Below are 24,006 nucleotides of genomic sequence, written 5' to 3'. Positions count from 1 at the left end.
TAGCCTCACCTTCGTCATGCTCGCCACTCTCGTCATCGGCCTCCGCGAAGGCCTCGAAGCGACCCTCATCGTCGGCATCATCGCCGCGTTCCTCCGTCGCAACCGGGTACCGCTCGCACCGATGTGGCTCGGCGTCGGGACCGCCGTCGTGCTCAGCGTCGCGGTCGGCTTCGGCCTGCAGGTGGTCGAGCAGGGTCTGCCGCAGGCGCAGCAGGAGGGCATGGAAGCCGTCATCGGCGTCGTCGCGGTCGTCTTCGTCACCGGCATGATCGTCTGGATGCGCAGCCACGCGCGATCCCTGACGAAGGAGCTCGAGGCGAGCGCGAGCGCGGCACTCGGCCGCGGGACCGCCTGGGCGCTCGCGGGCATGGCGTTCCTCGCCGTGCTCAAGGAGGGCTTCGAGACGGCCGTCTTCCTGCTCGCCACGTTCCAGGCGTCCGCGGACACCGGACTCGCTGCCCTCGGCGCCGTCATCGGCATCGGGGGCGCGGTCGTCATCGGGTACGGCATCTACACCGGTGGTGTGCGGCTGAACCTGTCGAAGTTCTTCACCGGCACCGGGATCTTCCTCGTGTTCGTCGCCGGCGGGCTCGTCCTGACGGTGCTCCGCCGCGCCCACGAGGCCGGCTGGATCGTGATCGGCCAGCAGCGCACCGTCGACCTCTCGTGGCTCGCTCCGAACGGCTCCGTGCAGGGCGCGCTCGTGACCGGCGTGCTCGGCATCCCACCGGACCCGCGGGTCATCGAGGTACTCGGCTGGGTCCTCTACGTCGTGCCGGTCCTGGCGATCTCGCTCTGGCCCCGCGCCTGGCGTCCGGCTCCCGCGTGCGTGCCGGCCGTCCGGGCCGGCATCGCCACCGCCCTCGCCGTCGCGGCCGCCGCGCTCGTGGTCGCCGTCCCGACCGGCGGCGCCAGCCTGTCGCCGACGACCGACGTGACCGGCGACGCGACGTCCGTCACGGCCTCCGTCCACGGGACGAGCGCCGTGCTGCGGACCACGGGGACGGGCCAGGAGGGACGGATCACCCTGCCGGCGTCGGCGCACCAGCGCGTCACCCGGGCCGGCGTGACGGCAGACCGGTGGCGCGTCACGGACGACGCGTCCAGCGCCTCCCGGCCCGCCACCCTCGGCCTCGACGACCTCGTCACCCTGTTCGGCCGCGTGCCCGTCGGGATCTCGCCGAGCACGAACCCGGGCCCCTTCACCGCGCGTTGGGCCGTCCGCGACACCGTGACCCTCTGGACCGTCGGAGGGGGCGTCCTGGACGCGAGCCGCACTGAACGCACGGTGCTCACGCTGAGCGGTGGGGGCCTCCCGTCCGCACGCACCACCACGCTCGACCGTGACCTGTGGTCCGTCCCCGACGCACACGTCCAGCAGCACGCCGCGGTCGTCACCGCTGCCGCCACCCGGTCGGCCGAGCTGCTGCTCTGGAAGGCCTGGCTGCCGATCGCCCTCGGCGTGGCCGCCGTCACCCAGGCGCTCCTGGCCCTGCGCGACCGCCGCCGCCGACCCCTCACCCCGACCACCGCCCCCGAGACCGACCCGTCGGGCACCACGCCCGCCGACCCCACGAGGAGCCCCGAGTATGCCGTTCGGTAGGACCGCCCGCCCCCTGACCGCCCGCCCGTTGATCGCGCTCGGCGCCGTCGGCGTCGTGACCGCGCTCGCACTCACCGGCTGCGCGGACTCGTCCTCCTCGGCGGGGAACGGGTCCACGGGGTCCGGCAAGGTGTCCCGGGTCTCGGTGACCCTGGAGAACGACGGATCGGACACGTGCTCGGTCTCGACCACCAAGGTGCCCGCCGGCCCCGTCACGTTCACCGTGAAGAACGAGTCGTCGACCGCCATCACCGAGGTGGAGCTGCTGCAGGACCAGCGCATCCTCGGCGAGAAGGAGAACCTCGCCCCGGGGCTCGGCGCGGTCCGCTTCACGGCCACGCTGACCGGCGGGAAGTACCAGGTCTACTGCCCGGGTGCCGAGCAGGAGCTCACCGACTTCACCGTCACCGGCAAGGCGACCTCGACCGCGAACAGCAGCGCCGCGACGCTCCTGCAGGAGGGCACGAAGGGCTACGCCACGTACGTCGACGGCCAGGTGACCGACATGGTGACCGCCGTGCGGCAGCTGCAGGCCGACGTCGACAAGGGCGACCTCACCGCGGCGAAGACCGACTACGCGAACGCCCGTCCGTACTACGAGCACGTCGAGAGCGACGTCGACGGCTTCGTGAAGCAGGGCTTCAAGGCCACCGACAACGCCGGCAACCTCGACTACCTCATCGACATGCGCGCCTCGAACCTCGACGACGCCGTCGGGTGGAGCGGCTTCCACGCCGTCGAGAAGGACCTGTTCCAGGCCGGCGCGATCACCGCGTCCACCAAGCAGACCGCTCGTGACCTCACCGAGAACGTCGAGCTGCTCGCGAAGCTCGTCCCGACCCTCGACTACAAGCCGGAGGACCTCGCCAACGGCGCCGCCGGTCTGCTCGAGGAGGTGCAGTCGAACAAGATCACCGGCGAGGAAGAGGCCTTCAGCCACATCGACCTCGTCGACCTCGCCGCGAACGTCGAGGGCGCCCGCCAGGCCTTCGCGTACCTCAAGCCGGGTCTGACCAAGCTGGACCCCACCCTGACGAAGCAGATCGCGAAGCAGTTCGACGCCACGAACACGCTGATGGACGACTACCGCGACTCGAGCGCCCTCGGCGGCTTCCGCACGTGGGACGCAGCCACGAAGGCCGCCGACGCGAACAAGATCTCGCAGCAGGTGCAGGCGCTGCAGGACCCGCTGTCCCGGCTCGCCGAGAAGGTCGCCACGGCGTGAGCCGCCCGGACGTCTCCCGGCGTGGTCTGTTCGGTGCCGGTCTCGCCGCAGCGGGGGCAGGTGTCGGAGCAGCCGCCGGCATCGCCGGGTCCACGGCCGCGACCGGCGTCGACCCGTTCACCGCGGCGACGAACGGCGACGAGTCGATCGACCTCTCGCGGAGCCACCCGTTCTACGCCACCGCGGCCCGCGCACCCCAGGGCGGCGTGCGGACGGAGCCGCAGCGGTACTGCGTGTTCATGACCTTCGACATGGCGTCGAGCGTCACCACCGACCTCCAGGTGCTGCTCGCCCGGTGGTCGGCATCGATCGCGCAGCTGCAGGCCGGCAAGACGGTCGGCAGCGTCGAACCCGCGCACGGGGACGGCGTCGGTGCGGACACGGGCGAGGCGCTCGACCTCGGCCCCGCGTCGCTCACCGTCACGGTCGGACTCGGCCCCGGGATCTTCGACGAGCGCTTCGGGCTCGCCGGCAAGAAGCCGCAGCACCTCGCGGCGATCCCGACCCTGCCGAGCGACAACCTCGACGACACGCTCACCGGCGGGGACCTGTCCCTGCAGGCGTGCGCCGACGACCCGCAGGTGGCGTACCACGCGGTCCGCGACCTCGCCCGCATCGCCCGGGGCACCGCGACGGTGCGGTGGACGGTGCTCGGCTTCGGACGTGCGTCCGCCGGGCCGGACCAGTCCACACCGCGGAACCTCATGGGGTTCAAGGACGGCACGCGCAACGTCACCACCGACGAGGAGTACGAGCGCTTCGTGTGGATCGGCGCGGACGACGCCGGGGACGGTGCCGACTGGATGGCGGGCGGGACGTACCAGGTGGTCCGCAAGATCCGGATGAACATCGAGATCTGGGACGCCGACGTCGTCAGCGACCAGCAGCGCGTGTTCGGCCGGACCAAGATCGAGGGCGCGCCGCTGTCCGGCGGGTCCGAGCACACCACGCCGGACTTTGCAGCGAAGGGCGCCGACGGCACGGAGAAGATCGACCCGCGGTCGCACATCGCGCTCGCGGCGCACGAGGCGAACGGCGGGGTGAAGATCCTCCGCCGTCCGTACAACTACACGGACGGGCTCAACCAGTACGGGCAGCTCGACGCCGGGCTGCTGTTCACGGCCTACATGAACGACCCCGAGCACTTCACCCGGCTGCAGCGCAGGCTCGGGGCGTCGGACCGTCTGAACGAGTACATCTCGCACATCGGCTCCGCGGTGTTCGCGATCCCGCCTGCCCCGCGCAAGGGCTCGTACATCGGCGAGCAGCTGTTCCGCTGACCCCCGGCGGCCCCGGTGGTGGGTGCCCTCCGTCGTTTCCCTGGAGACGGAGAGCACCCGCGCCGCGGAGTCTCGACGGGCGGAACCACCGCCCGGCGTGAGAGGCGACCCGGCGCGACGCGTCGCGATGCGACAGGGCCGAGCGTACCCCGCGCATCGCCGCCACCACCGGGAAGCCGTGGGAAGGGCCGGTTCGCGCACCGAGACGACGGCGAGGGGCGTGCTGACGGGGTGACGCGCCTCCTGGACGGACGGGAGCGGGCCGCCCCACCTCGGTGGGACGGCCCGCTCGGGATCCGTCGTTCCGGCCGTTCCGGCCGCTCCGGCCGCTCGGGCCGGGAGGGGCGCGGTCAGTCCGCCTGGACGGTCACCTCGCGCTGTGCCCGCTTCCGGCGTGCGACGACCAGCGCGACGAGTCCGGCGAGGAGCAGCACGCCCGCGGCGATCGCGGGGACCGCGATGTCGGCGCCCGTGTACGCGAGCGCACCGCCGGCGTTCGCCGGGACCGTGCCGTCGACGACCCCGTCGGTGTCGCCGCCGGCGGCACCGGTGCCGGGACCGGCGTCACCGGCGCCGGGCGTGGTCGGATCGGTCGGGTCGGCGGGGTCGGCCGGGTCCGTCGGGTCGACCGCGGCGGCGATCGGGATGGTGACCGCGAGCGTGACGGTCTGGCCGTCGGGCAGCGTGACCACGAGCGGCTCGTCCGTGGTGGCGGCCGGTGCCACGGCCGCCGCGAGGACGGTCGTGCCGAACGCGGCGCCGAGCGCGGTCGCGGGGTTCGCGGCCGTCGGGGCGCCGGGCACCCGGAACGTCAGCGTCGCGCGTCCCTGCTCGTCGGTCTTGTCCACGATCGACGGGTCGACGTCAGCGCTCGTCAGCTCGGTGCCGCCCGCGCTGACCGAGACCCGGCCCGCGGTGGCGGGGTCGTCGCTCGAGAACGTCAGCGACGACAGGCCGACGGTGACCTCGTCGCCCGGCTGGAAGCCACCGGCCGGGGTCGGGGTGACGGTGACACCGACGGCACGCTGGTCGGTCGGCGGTGCGACGGCCTTCGTCTGCGCGGCGAAGTAGTCCACCTGGGCCTGCAGGTCCACCTGACCCGAGTCGGCGATGTTCGACCCCGTCGCGAAGGCGGCGAAGTTGTCGCCACCGGTCGACAGGAACGAGTTGACGGTCACCTTGAGCGTGTCCGTCGGCGCGATCGTCTTCCCGTTCAGCGACATCGAGGTGATGCGGTCGCCGCGACCCTTCGACGGGTCGTAGGTGTAGGCGAAGCCGTTCGACACGCCGAGCTTCAGGAACGGACGCTCGAGACCGTCGGGCTGCCACTGCTGCTCGAGGGCGGCCTTGATCTGCGCGCCGGTCATGTCCTCGGTGACGAGGGTGTTGGCGAAGGGCTGGACGAGGGCGGCTTCCTTGTAGGTCACGGTCCCGTCCGGGTCACCGGCGCCGCTCGACTTGTAGAGCATGTCGGTGCGGAGCCCGCCCGGGTTCATGAACGCGACCTGCGAGCCCTGCCGGGCGGTCGCGGTGCGCTGCACCTCGGCGATGTAGTTGCCCAGCTTCGACTCGCCGCCGCGGTTCTCGGAGGTGCGGTCGGACTGCACCGCGCGGCGGAAGTCGCTCGTGATCTCCCCGAGCTTCTTCGCGCCCTCGACGTCGGCGACCGCCTTCGCCGAGGAGACGATCCCGGCCACCGCGTTCGTCGAGGTGAGGTCGGCGGGGACCGTCGTCTCGGCGTTGACGGACTTCACCTCGGAGGTGATGGCCGTGAGCTTTTTGTCGGAGCCCACGGTGAGCTTCAGGTGGCCGTAGTTCACCCCGTACGAACCGGTCTGGATGACCGGGCGGGGCGTGCCGTCCGGTCCGGGGATGGAGTGGTCGTACTTCGCGTGCGTGTGCGCCGAGACGATCGCCGCGACCTTCGACGAGACGCCCGAGGTGATCTTGCCGAAGGCGCCGTTGCCGGTCGCGTCCGCGATGTTCGAGGTGGTGGCGCCCTCGTGGACGAGCAGGACGAGCACGTCGGCCTCGCCGTTCGCGGCGTTGCCGTCGGTGAGCTGGTCGGCGTACTTGTTGACCTGGCTGACGATCGGGGCCATCGCGAGGCCCTTCACGCCGCCGGGGCTGACGAGGCCGGGGATGAGGTCCTCGGTGGTGGCGCCGATGAAGCCGACCTTGACGCCGCCCTTCTCGACGACCTGGTACGGGGTGAAGGCGGGGTCGGTCGTGCCCTGCTTGACGATGTTCGCCGAGATGTACGGCCAGTCCGCGCGGTCCTCGATGCGCCCGGTCAGGTCGTCCTGGCCCTTGTCGAGCTCGTGGTTGCCGATCGCGCTGACGTCGAGGTGCATCGCGTTGAGCGCGTCGATGGTCGGCGAGTCCTGCTGGATGAGCGAGGTGAACGTCGAGGCGCCGACGTTGTCGCCGGCGCTCGTGAAGATCGTGTTCGGGTTGGCCTCGCGGTACGACTGCACGACGGAGGCGAGCTTCGCGGCACCGGCAGCCTTGTCGGCGGCCGTGCCCTCGGACTCGATGCGACCGTGGAAGTCGTTGATGTCGAGGATGTCGATCGTGGTGTCGCCGTCGGCAGCGACCGCGGCGGAGGGGACGGACAGGGCGACGAGGACGCCGGCGGTGGCCAGCGCTGCCCCGCCGACGATCCGGCTGCGCCGGCGCGGGGAGGTGGAGTGTGCGTTCATCGTCCGAGAACCTACGAACTCCCACAGGCAACGCGCCAGCAGTTGCCGCAACACGTCACGTGTTGTTCACACAGCGCACACCTCAGTCGCGGCCGAGTGCTCCCTTGACGCGTTCGACGGCCTCGGTGGCCATCGCCTTCGCCGAGTCCTTGACGACGCCGAGCTCCACCGGGTCGCCCTTGAGCAGGCTCTTCGCGGTGTTGATCGCGTACTCGGCGGTGATGTGCGGCGGCAGCGGCGGCACGTTCCGGCTGACGTACGCATCGATCACGGTCACGCCCGGGTTCGCGAAGGCACGCTCGACGGCTGCCTCGACCTCGTCGTCGTCGTGGACCGCGATGCCGGTGAAGCCGAGGAGTTCGGCGTAGCCGGCGTAGTCCATCGTCTCGACGTCCTGGGACCCGCGCCACATCGGGTTGCCGTCCTCCGTGCGCATCTCCCACGACACCTGCCCCAGGTCGTCGTTGTGCATGATCACGACGACGAGCTGCTGGTTCGGCCAGTCCGCCATGTACTTCTTCACCGTGATGAGCTCGTTCATGCCGAGCATCTGGAACGCACCGTCGCCGATCGTGCACACCGCGGGGCGGTCCGGGAAGGCGAACTTCGCGGCGACCGCGTACGGCATCGCAGCGAGCATCGTCGCGAGTCGCCCGGACAGGTCACCACGCATGCCGCGGCGGAGCCGGATGTGGTGGCCGTACCAGTCGGCCGTGGTGCCGGCGTCGCAGGTGACGGTCACGCCCTCGGGCAGGTGCTCGTCGACGGCGCGGATCACCCGGCGCGGGTTCACGCCGTCGTCGTAGCCGACCTCGGCCTGGCGGGCCATCTCGGCTTCCCACTCGCGCATCTCGCCAGCGAGGCGCTCCTGCCAGGACCTGTCCGACTTCGCCGTCAGCAGCGGCAGCAGCGCGTCGAGGGTCGCTCCGACGTCGCCCCAGAGGTTGAGTTCGGTCGGGTACCGCAGGCCGAGCTGCTCGGGCTTGATGTCGACCTGGACACCGCGAGCCTGACCGGTCGCCGGCAGGTACTCGCCGTACGGGTAGTTCGTGCCGAGGAGCACGATCGTGTCGCACTCCTTGATCTGGGTCAGGCTCGGCCGGGAGCCGAGGAGTCCGACCTGCTGGGTGTGGTAGGGCACGTCGGAGGGGACGACGTCCTTGCCGCGGAGGGCCGTGATGATGCCGGCACCGGCCTTCTCGGCCGCCGCGAGCACCTGGTCCGTCGCGCCGCGTGCTCCGGCGCCGACCAGGAACGTCACCCGCTCGCCGGCGTTGATGATGTCGGCCATCTTCGCCACCTCGTCGGCCGGTGGCGTGATCCGGGTCGACGGTGCCACGTCGCTGGACCGGGACACCCAGTGCTCCGCCGACGGCGCCTCGTACGTCATCGCCTGCACGTCGTGGGGGAGGACGACCACGGCCGGCTGCTTCCGGAGCATCGCCGTCCGGAAGGCCGTGTCGACGACCACGCCGACCGCGTCCGGCGTCGTCACCGTCTCGACGTAGCAGGCCACGTCGGCGAACACGCGCTCGAGGTTCGACTCCTGCTGGGTGAACGTCCCGATGGAGGCGAGGCCCTGCTGGCCGACGATCGCGACGACGGGCTGGTTGTCCATCTGGGCGTCGTACAGCCCGTTGAGCAGGTGGAACGCCCCCGGGCTCGACGTCGCGACACAGACCCCGACCTCGCCGGTGAACTTGGCGTGCGCGGTCGCCATGAGCGCCGCGATCTCCTCGTGCGTCGGCCGGACGTACTCGAGCGCGCGCTCGCTCCCGTCCGCCTTGCCGAGCGCACCGTCGAAGGCGCCGATGCCGTCACCCGGGTACCCGAACACGCGGGAGACGCCCCACGCCTTGATGCGGTCGATCACGAAGTCGCTCACTGTGGTGCTCATGCGCCCAGCGTGCTCGGCCGTTCCTGTACGGGCTCAGGACTCCCGGGCGATGAGCGGCCGCAGCGTGCGGTGCGCGATCCGGAGGCCTTCGAGCACCTTGTCGTCGGGCCCGCCCCACAGCGGGTCCTCGTGCTCGACACTGAGCGTGCCGTCGAACCCCGCCTCGTACAGGCGGTCGACCACGTGCGGCCAGTCCACGACCCCGCGCCCGGGCACCCGGAAGCGCCACCAGCCCATGTCCCACGGGTCGTCGCCCTTGTCGACCTTGCCGAAGAAGCCGTACCGGTTCCGCCGCTCGGGGAACAGCTCCAGGTCCTTCGCCTGCGCGTGCACGATGTGCTCGGCGAACGGCAGGATCGTCTCCACCGGGTCGATGCCGATCCACGTCAGGTGCGACGGGTCCCAGTTCAGGCCGAACCCCAGCCCGGTGACCCAGTCCCAGAGCTCGGGGGAGTAGGCGATGTTGCCCGGGTAGCCGTCCGGGTGCCACCCCTCCATCACGCAGTTCTCGATGATGAGGCGCACCCCGCGCTCACCCGCGTAGTCGACGAGCTCCGGCAGGACCCGGTCGCCCTCGCGCATGTTCTCGCGCACGGACTTCGTGTTGTCCCGTCCGATGAAGGTCCCGACGTACGGCACCCCGAGGGTCTGCGCGGCGTCCACGGCGTGGAACAGGTGCTGCTTGACCGCGGCGCGTCGGTCCGGGTCCTGGTGCAGGTTGTTCTCGTAGTAGGCGAACGCCGAGATCTCGAGCCCGGTCCGGTCGAGCAGTGCACGGGTCGCCTCTGCGTCCTCGTCGGTGAAGGTCGCGACGGGCAGGTGCGCGGCCTCGAAGTCACGACCGCCCGTCCCCGGCCACACCCCGACCTCCAGCCGCTCGTACCCCTGTCCGGCGGCGAACTCCGCGATGCGGTCCAGCGACCAGCCGGGCAAGCAGGCCGTCAGCATCCCGAGCTTCATCGGATCTCCCTCCAGGCGCCGTCGGCCGCGCTGCCGATGACCGCGTCGATGATCTGTGCCGCCCGCGCGCCGTCCGCGAAGGTCGGCAGCCCCTCCGGCCAGCCGGCCGGGTCGGCACCGCTCCGGACGGCCGCGTACGTGTCGGCGACGAAGGCGGCGAAGGCATCGAGGTAGCCCTGCGGGTGTCCGGACGGCACGAGCGCCAGACGGCGTTGGTCCGGCACCCCGAGCGCCGGGTCGCGGACGACGATCTGGGCACCCCGTTCGTTCCCGAACCAGGCCGTCTCGGGTTGCTCCTGGTCGAAGGCCGCCGAGCCGCGGGTGCCGTCGACCTCGAACCACAGCCGGTTCTTGCGGCCGGACGCGACCTGCGAGATCACGACGTTGCCGATCCGGCCGGTGCCGGTCCGGAAGGTCGCCACCGCGGTGTCCTCCGTCGTGACCTCGGCCCTGGTGCTCGTGTCGGCGACCGGGTCGGGATCGGGGGAACCGGAGAAGGACGGACCGGAGGCCGCCGGGCGGGTCGGGTAGACGATGTCGGTCGCGGCGGAGACGCTCGCGAAGCGCTCGCCCGTCACGAACTCGACGAGGTCGCACCAGTGCGAGCCGATGTCGGCGAACGCGCGGGAGAGCCCGCCGGAGCCGGCGTCCACCCGCCACGACGAGGCGTCCTCGTCGAGCATCCAGTCCTGCAGGTAGTGCCCGTGCACGGCCAGCACGCGTCCCAGGTCGCCGGCGGCGATGCGGCCGCGGATCTCCCGCACGATCGGGTGGTAGCGGTAGACGAACGGGACGGTCGCCACGACGCCGGCCTCCCGGGCGGCGTCGACCAGCTCCGAGGCCTGGGCGGCATCGATCGCGAGGGGCTTCTCGCACACGACGTGCACCCCGGCCCGGATGACGGCGAGGGCCTGCGGGTGGTGCTGGTCGTTCGGGGTGCAGACGTGCACGACGTCCGGGGAGTCCGCGAGCACCTCGTCGAGGGACGCGTACCCCCGGGGGAGGTCGAGCTGGGCGGCGACCTGTTCCGACCGCGCCGCACTCCGGCCGAGCACCCCGATGACGTCGGCGCCGGCCGCGCGCGCCGCGCGGGCGTGCACCCCGGCGATCATGCCCGTCCCGACCACGGCGACGCGTAGGCGTCGCCCTCCGTACCCACTGCTCATGGTGCTCCCTCGCGCCGAACTGGTCCCACCGTATCGACGTCACCCGGCCACGTGTCGGAACGCGTGAGTACGTTCTGGGGCATGTCGAGCCTCCAGACCTCCTTGCTCATCCTCGGTGCCAGCGGTGACCTGTCGAAGCGGCTGCTGCTCCCCGGCCTCGCGAGCCTCCTCGAGGTGAAGGAGGACTGGGACGTGCAGCTCGTCGGCGCGGGCGTCGAGGACATCTCCGACGCCGACTGGAAGGCGCAGGTCCGCGACTCCTTCGAGAACGCGCAGGCGTCACGGAACGAGGACGAGGGCGCCACCGGCGAGAGCCGACTGTCGGACCGTCTGCAGGCAGTCGTCGAAGCGTCGAGCTACCACAAGGCGGACGTCACCGACGCGCACGACCTGGAGACCCTGCTCGGAGCCTGCGAGCACGACCCGGCCGTCTACTTCGCCCTGCCGCCGGCGGTGACCGAGAAGAGCTGCGCCGTCCTCAAGGGGCTCGACCTGCCCGACGGGACGCGGTTCGCGCTCGAGAAGCCGTTCGGCACGGATGCCGCGAGCGCCGAGCACCTCAACGACCTGCTGCACTCGTTCCTCCCCGAGGAACGCATCCACCGCGTCGACCACTTCCTCGGCCGCTCAACGGTCCTCAACGTGCTCGGACTGCGGTTCGCGAACCGCGTCGTCGAACCGCTGCTGTCGTCCGCGCACGTGGAGCGGGTGGACATCGTCTACGACGAGACCCTCGGGCTCGAAGGGCGCGCCCGCTACTACGACAAGGCCGGGGCGCTCGTCGACATGATCCAGAGCCACCTGCTGCAGGTGATGGCGGTCGTCGCGATGGAGGCGCCCGCCTCGATCGACGCGGACGACCTGCGGACCCAGAAGGAACTCGTGCTGCGCGCCGTCCGTCCCTGGGGCGGAGACCCCGTCGCGGCCGGCAAGCGCGCGCGGTACACCGCCGGGGAGGTCGGGGACCGGTCGTTGCCGTCCTACGCCGACGAGGAGGGCGTGGACCCGTCGCTCGGCACCGAGACCCTCGCACAGCTCACCCTCGAGATCGCGAACTGGCGCTGGGCCGGGGTGCCCTTCACACTGCGGTCGGGCAAGGCGCTCGCCGAGCAACGCCGCGAGATCGTCATCACGTTCAAGGACTCGCCGCACGTGCCCGTCGGACTGTCCGGCGCGGAACACCCGGACCGGCTCCGCATCTGGATCGCCCCCGACGAGATGCAGCTCGAACTCAACGTGAACGGACCCGGCGACCCGTACACGATCGACCACACGACACTCGAGACGACCTTCAACCCCGGTCGGCTGAGCGCCTACGGCGAGGTCCTCGCCGGTGTGCTCGAGGGCGATGCCACCCTCTCGGTGCGGGGCGACAGTGCCGTGCAGGGGTGGAAGGTCGTCGAACCCTTCCTCCGGGCCTGGCGTGACGGGGCGGCGCCGCTCGACGAGTACCCCGCCGGCTCGCACGGGCCCGAGGGCTGGGACAACATCGACGCGTAACGTGCCCGACGTGACCACCATCGACGACGTCCTCCAGACCGTCCCAGAACCCGCCGGCGCCGACGTGCGCGTCGACACCGTCCGCTACGACCACGAGGGCACCGTGCTCGAGGGCGTCCTCGCGAAGGACGCGGCCGTCACCGGTCCCCGCCCGGCCGTCCTCGTCGTGCACGACTGGCACGGGGTGAACGAACACGTCCGGGCCCGCGTGACGATGCTCGCGCGGCTCGGCTACGTCGCGTTCGGCGCCGACGTGTACGGCGCCGACGTACGACCCGGTGACGACACGGCCGGTCAGGTCGCCGGCGCGTTCTACGGAGACCTCCCGCTGATGCGGGCACGGGTCCGAGCCGGACTCGACCGGCTGCTCGAGGACCCCGACGTCGACCGTTCCCGGGTCGTCGTGATGGGGTACTGCTTCGGCGGATCGGCGGCGCTGGAACTCGCCCGTACCGGTGCCGAGCTCGTCGGGGCGGTCTCGTTCCACGGACGACTGCTCGTGCACGACCCGTCCGACGCCGGGGACGTCCGCGCGAAGCTCCTCGTGCTCACCGGCGGATCGGACCCGGTCGTGCCCGACTCCCAGATCGCCGAGTGGCAGGACGAGATGCGCGCAGCCCCGGCGGTGGACTGGCAGGTCGTCACCTACGCCGGGGCGATGCACGCGTTCGCCGTGCCCGACGCCGACTCGCCGGACCACGGGGCGCAGTACCAGGCGCGAGCGGACCGACGGTCGTGGCGGGCGCTCGAGGTGTTCCTCGCCGAGGTGTTCGACGAGGAGCTCGCCGCGCACTGAGGGGCGACACGCCGGGGTCGGCTGTGGGAGGCGCTCGATTGGCGCCCGGGGGTGCACCTGTTGTAGAGTCTTCCACGGCCGCAAGGCCACCTGCGCTCGTAGCTCAATGGATAGAGCATCTGACTACGGATCAGAAGGTTGGGGGTTCGAGTCCCTTCGAGCGCACACACCGAACAGCAGAACGCCCCGAAGCCCTCCGGCTCGGGGCGTTCTGCGTTCCACCCGCACGTACTGCTCCGGCCGCGCTGCACCGACCCCGGCGCGGCACCGCCGGTTCGGGTTCCGGCGGTGCCGCTCGTGGTGGGGAGGCGGCCGAACCCCACCGGCCACCTCCCCGCACGCTCCGCATCGGCCATCCGGTCCCGGAGCGTGCGACGCGCCAACAGGCTGGCAGAGCCCGGGAGCGCCACTGGAGGAGACGGGCCCGCCGGGCCGATCGTCACGTCGCGGGGCGAAGAACCGGGTCCGACTCGCGGTTTCTGTGCAGTGTGCATCGATTCATGCGCCCGTAACGACGTTCTGCACATGTACCGCGTTCGGTGATCCCCCTACGGTTGCTCCAACCCCGATCGGCGCCCGCCGACACCCTCCCTCCCCCCGAGGAGCCACCGATGGCCAGCGATACCGCAGTGTCAGCACCACGCACCCCGTCCTCCGAGTCCGTCGTCGTGGACGACTACTCCCTGAGCCGCGTCCCGCAGTCCGCCCGCTACGGCTGGTTCCAGGTCGCCGTGCAGCGCTTCGGCCAGATCTCGGCGCTGTCCCAGTTCCTGCTCGGCGCCACGCTCGGCTTCGGCATGGGCTTCTGGGAGGCGTTCTGGGCGATCACGCTCGGTGCCGTCATCCTGGAGATCGTGTCGGTGCTGGTCGGTGTCATCGGCGTCCGCGAGGGCCTCAACACCTCGGTCATCGCCCGGTGGACCGGCTTCGGCAAGGGCGGGTCGGCACTCGTCGGACTCGCGATCGGCATGAGCCTGATCGGCTGGTTCGGCATCCAGTCCGGCGTCTCCGCGGCCGGCCTCGTCTCGATCCTGCCGATCCTGCCGGCGTGGGCGTGGTCGCTCGTCTTCGGTCTGCTCGTCACGGCGATCGTCCTGCGCGGCTTCCACTCCATGCAGTGGCTCGCGAACATCACCGTGCCGCTCTTCCTGATCCTGGTCGGCTGGGCCGTCGTCGTCGAGCTGAGCCAGCACTCGATCGCCGAACTCGCGTCGCGCGCTCCGGCGGGTCCGCACCTGAGCTTCGTCGCCGGTACCACGCTCGTGGCGGGCGGGTTCATCGTCGGCGCCGTCATCACGCCGGACATGACCCGCTTCAACCGATCGGTCGGCGACGTGGTGAAGCAGACCGCGCTGGGCGTGACCCTGGGCGAGTACGCGATCGGCCTGGCGGGCGTGCTGCTCGCGCACGCGGTCGGGTCCTCCGACATCACCCGGGTGATCACCTCGAGCGTCGGCTGGGTCGGCATCCTCGTGATCCTGCTCGGCACGTTCAAGATCAACGACTGGAACATCTACAGCTCCAGCCTGGGCGTCACGAACTTCATCGACGCGGTCTTCGGCAAGCAGGTGAACCGCGGCGTCGTCACCCTCGTGATGGGCGTCATCGGTTCGGTCCTCGCCGCGGTCGGGTTCCTCGACGCGTTCACCCCGTTCCTCACCGTCCTCGGGGTCGTCTTCCCGCCGATCGCCGGGATCATGGTCGCCGAGTACTTCGTGGTGAAGCGCTGGCGTCGTGAACTGAGCGACGCGGAGAGCATCCCCGCCACCTCGCCCACGTGGGTCCCGGCGACCCTGGTCGTCTGGGCCATCGCATCGGTGGTCGGCTACTTCGTGGCGTTCGGCATCCCGTCGATCAACTCGGTCGTGATCGCCTTCGTCCTCTACGTGATCGCCGGCAAGACCGGCCTCGTCCGCGGGCTCGGTGTCAGCCGCACCGAGACCGCACCGGTCGGCCCCGCGTCCACGCGGGCCTGAGGGACCACCCCCGACGACCGGTCGCGCCGCCGCGTACCTGATCCGCGTGACGACGCGGCCGGTCCCAGCACACCGAGCCAGCGGACCCGCACCCGCACCACAGCACCACCGAAGGGAACCACCCATGCGCATCGGCATCGACGTCGGCGGCACCAACACGGACGCCGTCCTGATGGACGGCAGCACCGTCCGAGCCGCGGTCAAGCGGTCCACGAGCCCCGACGTCACGTCGGGGATCGTCGCCGCACTCGACGGGCTCCGCGAGCAGCACGCGTTCGGGACGGCGGACATCGACGGCGTGATGATCGGCACGACGCACTTCATCAACGCGCTCATCGAGGCACGTGGGCTCGCCCCGACGGCGGCGGTGCGGCTCGGCCTGCCCGCCACGGCGTCCCTGCCGCCGTTCACCGACTGGCCTGCGCACCTGGTGTCCGCAGTGAACGCCCGGCCGTTCCTCGCGCACGGCGGGCACGAGTTCGACGGACGGGTGATCTCCGAGCTCGACCCCGAGGAGCTGAAGCGGCACGCGGGTGCGATCGGCGACGCCGGCATCCGCTCCGTCGCGATCTCGTCGGTCTTCTCGCCGATCAACGACGAGTTCGAGCAGCGCGCCCAGGAGATCATGGCCGCGGAGCTCGGACCCGACGTGGCGTTCTCGCTGTCGTCAGAGATCGGGCGCATCGGCCTGCTCGAGCGGGAGAACGCGACGATCATCAACGCTGCGCTCCGGGAACTCGCCGACCGCATCGTGGACGGCCTGTCCGGGTCGGTCACGGGCAGCGGCATCGACGCTCCGCTGTTCCTCAGCCAGAACGACGGCACCCTGATGGACGTCGAGTACGCCCGCCGGTACCCCGTGGCCACCTTCGCGTCCGGGCCGACGAACTCGATGCGCGGCGCTGCGGTGCTCTCCGGGTTCGACACCTGCGCGGTCGTCGACGTCGGCGGCACCACGAGCGACGTCGGCGTCCTGACGGCCGGCTTCCCGCGCGAGGCCACGGGCGAGGTCGCCGTCGCCGGCATCCGCACGAACTTCCGCATGCCCGACGTGCTCTCGGTCGGCATCGGTGGCGGCTCCCGGATCAGTGACGACGGCAGCGTCGTCGGCCCGGGATCGGTCGGCTACCGGCTCACCGAGGAGGGGATGGTCTTCGGCGGATCGACGCTGACGGCGACGGACGTGGCCGTCCGTGGCGGTCGCGGGCAGATCGGCGACCCGTCGCTCGTCGCCGGCGTGCCGGCCGAGGTGGCCGCGCGCGCGCTCGACGTCATCGCCGAACGTGTCGCGGACATCGTCGAGCGGATGCGCACGTCGTCTGCACCGCTCCCGGTCGTCGCGGTCGGTGGCGGCTCGGTGCTCCTGCCGGACGCGCTGCCCGGCCTCGGCACCGTGCACCGCCCGGAGCACTACTCGGTCGCGAACGCGATCGGCGCCGCCATCGCGCAGGTGAGCGGCGAGGTCGACAAGGTCTACGCGATCAGCGACGGCAAGCGTGCCGCGGTGGTCGACGAGGCCCGTCAGGAGGCGGTCGACCGCGCGATCGCTGCCGGTGCCGACCCGGGTTCGGTCGCCATCGTCGACTTCGACGAGGTCCCGATCCCGTACCTGCCCGGCAACGCGACCCGGATCCGGGCGAAGGCCGTCGGTGACCTCGCGCTCGGGGCGCTCGTCCGATGAGCACCACGACCGCGGCGCCCGCCGCCCCGCTCACCACCATCGGGACCGACTGCTCCGCGCTCGCCCGGGGTGCGGCGATCCTCGGCACCGGCGGCGGTGGCGACCCCTACATCGGCCGACTCCTCGCCGAGGCGGCCGTCCGCGAGCACGGACCGGTCGACGTGGTCCAGGTCGAGGACCTGCCCGACGACGCCGTGGTGCTCTCCGTCGCGATGATCGGCGCGCCCACCGTGATGGTCGAGAAGCTCCCGTCGTCGGCGCAGTTCGCCGAGGCGGTGCGCAGCCTCGCCGCGTACCTCGGCATCTCGCCGACGCACCTCGCCTGCATCGAGGTCGGTGGGGTGAACTCCACCACCCCGATCGTCGCGGCCGCCGAGCTCGGGCTGCCGCTCGTCGACGGCGACGGCATGGGCCGGGCCTTCCCCGAGGTGCAGATGGTGCTCCCGACGCTGTCCGGTGTCCGAGCGACCCCGATGGCCCTCGCCGACGAGAAGGGCAACACCGCGGTGTTCGACACCGTCGACAACCGGTGGGCCGAACGACTCGCCCGCACCGCGACGGTCGAGATGGGCTGCTCGGCGATCACCGCACAGTACGCGATGTCCGGAGCCGAGGTGAAGGAGTCCTTCGTCCGCGGGAGCCTCTCCCTGAGCGTGCGGCTCGGCGAGACGCTCGTCGCCGCTCGGCAGCGGAACGACGACCCCGTCGAGGCGGTCGTGGAGGTGCTCGGCGGCACCGTCGTGTTCGAGGGCAAGGTCGCGGACGTCGAGCGCAAGACCGTCACCGGGTTCGCGCGCGGCACGGCTCGCGTGACCGGGACGGGGCGGGATGCGGGCCAGGAGGCGGTGCTCCGGTTCCAGAACGAGCACCTGCTGGTCGAGGTGGCCGGGGAGGTCCGCACCACGGCCCCCGACCTCATCGTCACGTTGGACGCCGAGACCGGCGAGCCGATCACGACCGAGGGCCTGCGGTTCGGCGCGCGGGTCCGGATCGTCACCGCGCCCGCCGACGACCGGTGGCACACGGCGGCCGGCCTCACGCTCGCCGGGCCGCGGTACTTCGGCTACGACACCGTCGCGATCCGTCACGACGGCACCACGAGCGAGGGGGAGACCCGATGAGCTGGACCCTGGACGTCGACGACCTGCCCGACCTCGCCCGAGGCGCGGCCCTCCTCGGCACCGGTGGCGGAGGCGACCCGACGATCGGGATGCTGCTCGTCCGCGCGGCGATCGAACAGCACGGCCCGGTGACGATCCTCGACCCGTCCGAGGTCGACGACGACGCGCTCGTCATCCCCACGGCGCAGATGGGCGCTCCGACGGTGGTGCTCGAGCGCATCCCGGCCGGACCCGAGCCGCTCGGTGCACTCCGCCGACTCGAGGCGCACCTCGGCCGGACCGCGACGGCGACCATGCCGATCGAGTGCGGCGGCATCAACTCGATGATCCCGCTGCTCGTCGGCGCCACCGGCGGACTGCCCGTCGTCGACGCGGACGGGATGGGTCGTGCGTTCCCGGAACTCCAGATGGAGACGTTCTCGGTGTACGGCGTGCCGGGGAGTCCCCTCGCGATCAGTGACGAGAACGGTCACGGCGTCATCATCGAGACCGGCCACGACAACCGGCAGATGGAGTGGCTCGCCCGCGGGGTCACGATCCGGCTCGGGGGCGTCGCCTACATCGCCGAGTACGCGATGTCCGGCCGACAGGTCAAGGACACCGCGGTCCCGCGCACGATCTCGCTCGCGCTCTCCGTGGGCCGGGCGATCCGCCTCGCGCGCGAACAGCACCGCGACCCGGTGGACGCCCTCGCCGAGGCGTTCGGCGCGACCATCTACACGCACCTGCGCGAGCTCTTCGACGGCAAGGTCGTCGACGTCGAGCGCCGGACGGTCGACGGGTTCGCCCGGGGCCGAGCGACCGTGCAAGGGGCCGACGGGTCGGAGCTCGAGGTGCAGTTCCAGAACGAGAACCTCGTGGCCCGGCGGGACGGCGAACTCGTGGCCGTGGTCCCGGACCTCATCTGCGTGCTCGATGCCGAGACGGCGGAACCGATCACCACCGAGCGCCTGCGGTTCGGGCAGCGGGTGCGGGTCATCGGGGTCTCGACGCCCGACCTCATGCGCACGCCGGAGGCACTCGACGTGTTCGGCCCGTCGTGCTTCGGGCTCGACGACGCGTTCGTCGCCGTCGAGGACCTGCACGCCGACGTGCGCGCGGTCCCGGTGCTCACCCCCTCCTGAGCGGGAACGGCCGCCGCGACCGGGCCGCCACGCGGCTCCCGCGCGTGCGGCACCAGAATGGACCCATGGGCCAGCGTGAGGGACGGGACGGGGGCGTGACGCGCCTCCAGGCCGACGACGCGACCGTGCTCGGACGGGGCGCCGCGCTCCTCGGGTGCGGCGGCGGCGGCCGCGTCGACCACATGGTGAGCGCGCTCCGGCTCGCCCTCGGCGACCGCACCGTGCCGGTCGTCGACCTCGACGACCCCGGTCTCGTGTCGGTCGCGGCGGTCGGGCTCGTCGGCTCCACGACGGTGCTCGAGGAGAAGATGCCGAGCGGACACGAGCTGCCGGACGCCCTCGCCGCGGTCGAACGGTGGACCGGCGTGCGCGCCGACGCGGTCGTCGCAGCGCAGATCGGCGGCGTCACCGGCCCGGCAGCAGCCCTCACCGCGCACGCGTCGGGGCTGCCCCTGGTCGACGCGGACCTCGTCGGCCGGGCGGCACCGCGGATCGACCAGCTGTCGGTGTTCGTCGGGGCGATGCCGAGCGTCACCGCTGCGGCGTCCACCACGAGCGGTCTCCGCATCGTCGTGGACGCGCCGGACCCGCACGACCTCGAGACCGTCTGGCGCGAGGCCGTCTCGCACAGCGGCGGATGGGCCGCGTTCGCGATCGGGCCCCTCCCCGTCGCACTGCTGCGCGAACGGGCCGTCGTGGGCAGTGTCGACCGGGCCATGCGGATCGGTCGCGCCTCGGACGGGGCGCGGGACGCCGAGCACCTCGCAGCGCGCATCGGCGGCCGCGTGGTCGCCCAGGGCCGGGTCGTCGACGTCGGCCGTGGGGGCGACGCGCTCGCGTTCGTGCACAGCAGCATGGCGATCCGGGACGACCGCACGGGAGCGGTCGCACGGGTCGAAGCAGGCAGCGAGTACGTGCACTGCCTGGTCGACGGACTCCCGGTCGCCAGCACGCCGAGCGTCATCACCGTCGTCGACGCCCGCTCGCTCGAGCCCGTCGCGACCGACCGCACCCGCGTCGGCAACGAGCTCGCGGTGCTCGTCCTGCCGTCCGCGCCGTGGTGGTGGGCCGACCCGCGACGCACCGAGCGGGTCGCACCGCGCGCCTACGGCGTCGACGCCGACGTCGTCCCGGAGGGCATCGCATGACCGGCCTGGACGCACTCGTCCCGCTCCTGCCCGACGGCACCCGGCTGCTCGTCGGTCCCGGCACCGCACCCGTCCGGGGCGTCCGGGGGATCGTCGGCACCCCCGACGAGGTCGGTCGGGCGCTGCGCACGGACGACGACGTCGTGGTGCTGCTCACCCCGGTCGAGCGGCCGGACGCCCGGTTCGACGTGCTCCTCCGACGCGCTGCCACCGCCGGGGTGACCGCGGTCGTCGTCGACGGCGCAGTCGGCCTCGGCGCCGGGACCGTCGCGCTGGCGGAGCGCCTCGGGGTCGCCGTCCTCGCCACACCCGACCCCTGGGCGACGTCCGTCCGGCTGCACGAACTCATCGGGAGCGGCATGGCGGCTGCCGCGCAGACGGCCCTCGCGGTGTCCCGTGCGGCGCTCGACGCGGGCCCCGAACTCGGCGACCTCCTCCCCGTGCTCGACCGAGCGCTGGGGCACCCCGTGCGCTTCCTCGACGCCTCGGGCCGGGCGCTCCGCGGCGCCGGACTCGACGACGAGGCGCGGGCGGTCCTCGTGCGCCGGACCGGCACCAGCGAGGTGGTCACGGCCGACGGCCCCGGCGAGACGGTCGTGGCGGTGCCGGTCGGGACGGGCATCGGGCCGCGGGCGTGGCTCGCCGTCGGGCTGCCGGCACCCCTCGTCGCCGAGCAGGAGGTCGTCGCGAGCGGCCTCCGCGTCGCCGCGGTCGCGGTCGGGCACCGGTTGCTGCTCACCCGGCTCGACGACGAGCGCGACGCCCGGTACCGGATGGCGATGCTCGACGAGCTCCGCGCGACCGACGGTGTACCCGCCCCGCAACTGGTGCAGCGCACGATCGCGGCCGGCTGGCGCCTCGACGCCTGGCACGTCGGCGTGCGCGTGGTGGCGCGGCAGGCCGTCGACCACGTGGCACTCCGGCGCGAGGTGGGGGAGGCCGTCGCAGCCGAGGGGCTCGACGCCGTCGTGGTGGAGCAGGCGGACGGATGGGCGCTGTGGCTCTCGTTCGTCGACGAACCCGGTCGCGACACCGTCACCGACGTGGCCGGCCGCCTGCGCCGGGCGCAGAACGCGCTGCGCAGCACCGTGGAGACCAACATCGGCGTGGGGAGCGTGCAGGCGGGTCCCGCCGGGCTCGTCCGGACCCTCGGCGAGGCGAGCGACGCCGCACGGCTGGCCGGCAGCCGGCCCGAATCCGGCCACTTCGTCCACGTCGACCGGCTCGGGCTCGCCCAGCTGCTCCTGGCCTGGACCCAGACCGACACGTTCCTGCCCGCCGCACAGCAGCTCCTGTCGCCGCTCGAACGCGGTGGGGGAGCGCTCCTCGTGACGCTGTCCGCCTACCTCGACGCGGAGTCGTCGGTGGCGGAGACCGCGGCGGTGCTCGGCGTCCACCGCAACACGGTGTCGGACCGGATCGCGCGCGTCGAACGGCTGCTCGGGGTCGACCTCACGGACCCGGAGACGCGGTTGGCGCTGCACTTGGCGACGAGGGCGCGGGGCGCGGGCGCCTGAAGGACGGGAGGCGNGGCACCGCGCCTCCCGTCCGCCTCGGCGTCGCTACGAGACGCGGGCGCGCGCCTCGGCCAGCGTCGGGTAGTCCGTGTAGCCCTCGGCGCCCGGGCCGTAGAACAGTTCCGGCCGCGGCTCGTTGAGCTCCGCGTCCTGCTCCCAGCGGTGCGCCAGGTCCGGGTTCGCGATCGCCGCGCGGCCCACGCCCACGGCGTCGGCGTCGTCGCCCTCGACGAGCGCGATCGCCTCGTCCCGGGTGGTCAGCGACGAGAAGCCCGAGTTCACGATGAACGGCGCGCCCGCGGTCCGGCGCACGTGCTGCACGAGGTCACCGGTCGGCTCGGCGTGCAGGACGTCGATGAAGGCCAGGCCGAGCGGTGCGAGCCCCTCGGCGACGGCGGTGTAGGTGGCGCGGACGTCCGCCGGGTCGTCCTCGATGACGCCTTGGATGCCGTGCTCGGGCGAGAGGCGGATGCCGGTGCGGTCCGCCCCGATGGCCTCGGCGACCGCCGTGGTGACCTCGATCGCGAAGCGCGCGCGGTTCTCCGGGGAGCCGCCGTACTGGTCGGCGCGGGTGTTGGACGCGGCGGAGAGGAACTCGTGCACCAGGTACCCGTTCGCGCCGTGCACCTCGACGCCGTCGAGTCCGGCCGCCAGGGCGTTGCGGGCGGCACGGACGAAGCCCTGCACTGCCTCCTGCACCTCGTCGGTGGTCAGCTCGTGGGGGACCGGCATGTCGACCTTCGACCCGTCGGCGAGGTGCGTCTGCCCCGGCGCGGCGAGCGCGCTCGGAGCGACGATCCGCGGGGTCTGCGAGATGGCGGTGTGCGAGACACGACCGCCGTGCATGAGCTGCATGACGATCAGGCCGCCACGGGCGTGCACTGCGTCGGCGACGCGACGCCAGCCGGCGATCTGCTCGTCGGTCTCGATCCCGGGCTGCCCGGGGTAGGAGCGACCTTCCTGCACGGGCCAGGTGCCCTCGGTGATGATCATGCCGAGGCCGGCGCGCTGGGCGTAGTGCTCGACGAGCAGGTCGTTCGGGATGCCCTGCTCACCGGCGCGGGTGCGCGTGAGCGGCGCCATGACGATGCGGTTCTGCAGGTGGAGAGCGCCGAGGTCGGCGGGTTCGAAGAGCTTCACGACGCGAGCCAACACCCTGTTGCGCTCGGCAATTCCGGCGCGCAGGGAATCGTCAGCGAACGGGGCACACGAGGGTCGAGGAGCGCACTTGGCCCTCGGGGCGGATCACCTGGTGCAGGGAGAGCGGCTCGCCACAGAGCGGGCAGCCGCGGTCGATCGTGCGGTCGTCGATGCCCTCGGGGTGACCGGCGCCGATCTGCGAGGGGCCCATCTTCGCGATGAGCGTGCTGTTCCACCGTTCGTACCACTGTCCGAAGCGACCCACGATCCGTCCTTTCGTTCGTACACTAACCATTGTGCCACGAACGGTCGTCGATCACACCCGGTCGACCACGTCGAGCAGGGCGGTGAGTTCGTCCTTCAGTGCTTCGAGCCGTCCGAGCGGCCAGCCCAGGCGATCGGCGACTGCGAGCGGGACGGCCTCGGCGCGGGTGCGGAGTGCGCGTCCGGCGGTGGTGAGGGAGACCTCGAGTTGGCGTTCGTCGGTCGTGCTGCGGGACCGTCGGACGTAGCCGGATGCCTCGAGTCGCTTGAGCAGCGGGCTGAGCGTCGCCGAGTCGAGTCGGAGTTCGCGCGCGATCTCGCGGACGGACCGCGGGTCGTGCTCCCAGAGAGCGAGCATGACGAGGTACTGGGGGTGGGTGAGTCCCATCGGGTCGAGCAGGTCGCGGTACAGGCCGATGACGCTCCGGCTCGTCGCGGCGAGGGCGAAGCAGAGCTGTCGGTCGAGGGCGAGGGGATCGACGTCGGTCTCGGTCTCGGTCATCGTCCCAGCGTACCGTTCGTGCACGAAGTGTGCGGGGTGGGTGTGGCGGCTCCGCCCGCTGCGTTGCGACATCGTCGAGGTCGTACGACAGCGAGGTTGTCGCAACCGCGCGGCTGCAACTGTTGCGCGCGCGTGGTTGCGACGTTGTGGCCGTCGTACGACAGCGACAGTGTCGTTCCGCGTCGGCCCGCCCGGACGCAACGCACTGGAGGCGNCGCCTCCAGGCGGTCACGCTGCGGTGGCAGGCCAGCGCCTGTGCGGGCGTTGCGACGTTGTCGACGTCGTACGACGGCGAGGTTGTCGCTAGTGCGCGGCTGCAACTGTTGCGCGCGCGTGCTTGCGACGTTGTGGTCGTCGTACGACAGCGACAGTGCCGTTCCGCGTCGGCCACCGGTGCCGGTGCC

At 72.1% G+C, this 24,006-nt stretch carries 18 protein-coding genes and 1 tRNA gene; 12 read left to right on the top strand and 7 right to left on the bottom strand.

The window, feature by feature from the left end:
• Window positions 1–16 precede the first annotated feature (16 nt).
• Genes efeU through efeB form a run of 3 tightly spaced genes read left to right on the top strand, consistent with a single transcriptional unit; the run spans window position 17 to window position 4,108 of the window.
• Complete coding sequence (gene efeU, locus ACTJKO_RS04495; protein WP_440686110.1) at window positions 17–1,603, top strand: iron uptake transporter permease EfeU; 1,587 nt, start codon at window positions 17–19, stop codon at window positions 1,601–1,603.
• The gene (efeO, locus tag ACTJKO_RS04490) at window positions 1,590–2,828 is read left to right on the top strand and encodes an iron uptake system protein EfeO (RefSeq protein WP_440686108.1); all 1,239 of its coding nucleotides are present in this window, start codon (window positions 1,590–1,592) and stop codon (window positions 2,826–2,828) included. The genes efeU and efeO overlap by 14 nt, the downstream gene beginning before the upstream one ends.
• Window positions 2,825–4,108, top strand: a complete 1,284-nt coding sequence (efeB, locus tag ACTJKO_RS04485) for an iron uptake transporter deferrochelatase/peroxidase subunit (RefSeq protein ID WP_440686106.1) — start codon at window positions 2,825–2,827, stop codon at window positions 4,106–4,108. Before efeO ends, efeB begins: the two co-directional genes overlap by 4 nt.
• A gap of 350 nt (window positions 4,109–4,458) precedes the next feature.
• Here the strand turns inward: efeB and ACTJKO_RS04480 are convergent, their stop codons facing one another.
• The 4 genes from ACTJKO_RS04480 to ACTJKO_RS04465 form a co-directional block, all read right to left on the bottom strand.
• Complete coding sequence (locus tag ACTJKO_RS04480; protein ID WP_440686104.1) at window positions 4,459–6,810, bottom strand: bifunctional metallophosphatase/5'-nucleotidase; 2,352 nt, start codon at window positions 6,808–6,810, stop codon at window positions 4,459–4,461.
• 82 nt (window positions 6,811–6,892) lie between these two features.
• Window positions 6,893–8,707, bottom strand: coding sequence for a thiamine pyrophosphate-requiring protein (locus ACTJKO_RS04475; RefSeq protein ID WP_440686102.1), 1,815 nt, complete (start codon window positions 8,705–8,707; stop codon window positions 6,893–6,895).
• Between the two features lie 33 nt (window positions 8,708–8,740).
• Window positions 8,741–9,667 (bottom strand): sugar phosphate isomerase/epimerase family protein, encoded by a 927-nt coding sequence (locus ACTJKO_RS04470; protein WP_440686100.1) that lies wholly within the window; start codon window positions 9,665–9,667, stop codon window positions 8,741–8,743.
• Complete coding sequence (locus ACTJKO_RS04465; RefSeq protein ID WP_440686098.1) at window positions 9,664–10,833, bottom strand: Gfo/Idh/MocA family protein; 1,170 nt, start codon at window positions 10,831–10,833, stop codon at window positions 9,664–9,666. The genes ACTJKO_RS04470 and ACTJKO_RS04465 overlap by 4 nt, the downstream gene beginning before the upstream one ends.
• Before the next feature lie 81 nt (window positions 10,834–10,914).
• Between ACTJKO_RS04465 and ACTJKO_RS04460 the strand changes: the two genes are divergently transcribed.
• The 9 genes from ACTJKO_RS04460 (at window position 10,915) to ACTJKO_RS04420 (ending at window position 21,696) form a co-directional block, all read left to right on the top strand.
• A complete protein-coding gene (locus ACTJKO_RS04460; RefSeq protein WP_440686096.1) occupies window positions 10,915–12,333 on the top strand; it encodes a glucose-6-phosphate dehydrogenase in 1,419 nt (472 codons plus the stop codon).
• 10 nt (window positions 12,334–12,343) lie between these two features.
• Window positions 12,344–13,129, top strand: coding sequence for a dienelactone hydrolase family protein (locus ACTJKO_RS04455; RefSeq protein ID WP_440686094.1), 786 nt, complete (start codon window positions 12,344–12,346; stop codon window positions 13,127–13,129).
• Window positions 13,130–13,221: 92 nt separating this feature from the next.
• A tRNA-Arg gene (locus ACTJKO_RS04450) sits at window positions 13,222–13,294 on the top strand.
• Window positions 13,295–13,740: 446 nt separating this feature from the next.
• Window positions 13,741–15,105 carry a purine-cytosine permease family protein gene (locus ACTJKO_RS04445; protein ID WP_440686092.1) on the top strand — a complete coding sequence of 455 codons (1,365 nt, stop codon included), beginning with the start codon at window positions 13,741–13,743 and terminating at the stop codon, window positions 15,103–15,105.
• Window positions 15,106–15,229: 124 nt separating this feature from the next.
• Window positions 15,230–16,786, top strand: a complete 1,557-nt coding sequence (locus ACTJKO_RS04440; protein ID WP_440686090.1) for a hydantoinase/oxoprolinase N-terminal domain-containing protein — start codon at window positions 15,230–15,232, stop codon at window positions 16,784–16,786.
• Entirely contained in the window at window positions 16,783–17,907 is a 1,125-nt protein-coding gene (locus tag ACTJKO_RS04435) for a DUF917 domain-containing protein (RefSeq protein WP_440686088.1), read from the top strand. Before ACTJKO_RS04440 ends, ACTJKO_RS04435 begins: the two co-directional genes overlap by 4 nt.
• Window positions 17,904–19,031 (top strand): DUF917 domain-containing protein, encoded by a 1,128-nt coding sequence (locus ACTJKO_RS04430; protein WP_440686087.1) that lies wholly within the window; start codon window positions 17,904–17,906, stop codon window positions 19,029–19,031. The genes ACTJKO_RS04435 and ACTJKO_RS04430 overlap by 4 nt, the downstream gene beginning before the upstream one ends.
• Window positions 19,032–19,096: 65 nt before the next feature.
• Window positions 19,097–20,179: a DUF917 domain-containing protein gene (locus ACTJKO_RS04425; protein WP_440686085.1), complete on the top strand. Its 1,083-nt coding sequence runs from the start codon at window positions 19,097–19,099 to the stop codon at window positions 20,177–20,179.
• On the top strand, window positions 20,176–21,696 hold the full coding sequence (locus ACTJKO_RS04420; protein ID WP_440686083.1) for a PucR family transcriptional regulator: 1,521 nt from the start codon (window positions 20,176–20,178) through the stop codon (window positions 21,694–21,696). The genes ACTJKO_RS04425 and ACTJKO_RS04420 overlap by 4 nt, the downstream gene beginning before the upstream one ends.
• Window positions 21,697–21,741: 45 nt before the next feature.
• On the opposite strand, the gene ACTJKO_RS04415 is transcribed toward ACTJKO_RS04420, so the two are convergent.
• The 3 genes from ACTJKO_RS04415 to ACTJKO_RS04405 are packed head-to-tail and all read right to left on the bottom strand — an operon-like array spanning window position 21,742 to window position 23,602.
• A complete protein-coding gene (locus tag ACTJKO_RS04415; RefSeq protein ID WP_440686081.1) occupies window positions 21,742–22,836 on the bottom strand; it encodes an alkene reductase in 1,095 nt (364 codons plus the stop codon).
• A gap of 52 nt (window positions 22,837–22,888) precedes the next feature.
• Window positions 22,889–23,101: a hypothetical protein gene (locus ACTJKO_RS04410; protein WP_440686079.1), complete on the bottom strand. Its 213-nt coding sequence runs from the start codon at window positions 23,099–23,101 to the stop codon at window positions 22,889–22,891.
• Window positions 23,102–23,152: 51 nt separating this feature from the next.
• Complete coding sequence (locus ACTJKO_RS04405; RefSeq protein ID WP_440686077.1) at window positions 23,153–23,602, bottom strand: MarR family winged helix-turn-helix transcriptional regulator; 450 nt, start codon at window positions 23,600–23,602, stop codon at window positions 23,153–23,155.
• Window positions 23,603–24,006 lie beyond the last annotated feature (404 nt).

The sequence above is a fragment of the Curtobacterium sp. 22159 genome (assembly GCF_052045775.1).
In the GTDB taxonomy this organism is placed as follows: domain Bacteria; phylum Actinomycetota; class Actinomycetes; order Actinomycetales; family Microbacteriaceae; genus Curtobacterium.
The sequence above is the reverse complement of the archived record's forward strand: the minus strand, read 5'-3'. Positions and strand labels throughout refer to the sequence as shown.

What these genes read in the sequence shown, in the direction of transcription:
- efeU (WP_440686110.1), top strand. Translation starts at nt 17, where the DNA reads ATGCTCGCCACTCTCGTCATCGGCCTCCGCGAAGGCCTCGAAGCGACC.
- efeO (WP_440686108.1), top strand. Translation starts at nt 1,590, where the DNA reads ATGCCGTTCGGTAGGACCGCCCGCCCCCTGACCGCCCGCCCGTTGATC.
- ACTJKO_RS04480 (WP_440686104.1), bottom strand. Translation starts at nt 6,810, where the DNA reads ATGAACGCACACTCCACCTCCCCGCGCCGGCGCAGCCGGATCGTCGGC.
- ACTJKO_RS04475 (WP_440686102.1), bottom strand. Translation starts at nt 8,707, where the DNA reads ATGAGCACCACAGTGAGCGACTTCGTGATCGACCGCATCAAGGCGTGG.
- ACTJKO_RS04470 (WP_440686100.1), bottom strand. Translation starts at nt 9,667, where the DNA reads ATGAAGCTCGGGATGCTGACGGCCTGCTTGCCCGGCTGGTCGCTGGAC.
- ACTJKO_RS04465 (WP_440686098.1), bottom strand. Translation starts at nt 10,833, where the DNA reads ATGAGCAGTGGGTACGGAGGGCGACGCCTACGCGTCGCCGTGGTCGGG.
- ACTJKO_RS04460 (WP_440686096.1), top strand. Translation starts at nt 10,915, where the DNA reads ATGTCGAGCCTCCAGACCTCCTTGCTCATCCTCGGTGCCAGCGGTGAC.
- ACTJKO_RS04445 (WP_440686092.1), top strand. Translation starts at nt 13,741, where the DNA reads ATGGCCAGCGATACCGCAGTGTCAGCACCACGCACCCCGTCCTCCGAG.
- ACTJKO_RS04440 (WP_440686090.1), top strand. Translation starts at nt 15,230, where the DNA reads ATGCGCATCGGCATCGACGTCGGCGGCACCAACACGGACGCCGTCCTG.
- ACTJKO_RS04435 (WP_440686088.1), top strand. Translation starts at nt 16,783, where the DNA reads ATGAGCACCACGACCGCGGCGCCCGCCGCCCCGCTCACCACCATCGGG.
- ACTJKO_RS04430 (WP_440686087.1), top strand. Translation starts at nt 17,904, where the DNA reads ATGAGCTGGACCCTGGACGTCGACGACCTGCCCGACCTCGCCCGAGGC.
- ACTJKO_RS04425 (WP_440686085.1), top strand. Translation starts at nt 19,097, where the DNA reads ATGGGCCAGCGTGAGGGACGGGACGGGGGCGTGACGCGCCTCCAGGCC.
- ACTJKO_RS04420 (WP_440686083.1), top strand. Translation starts at nt 20,176, where the DNA reads ATGACCGGCCTGGACGCACTCGTCCCGCTCCTGCCCGACGGCACCCGG.
- ACTJKO_RS04405 (WP_440686077.1), bottom strand. Translation starts at nt 23,602, where the DNA reads ATGACCGAGACCGAGACCGACGTCGATCCCCTCGCCCTCGACCGACAG.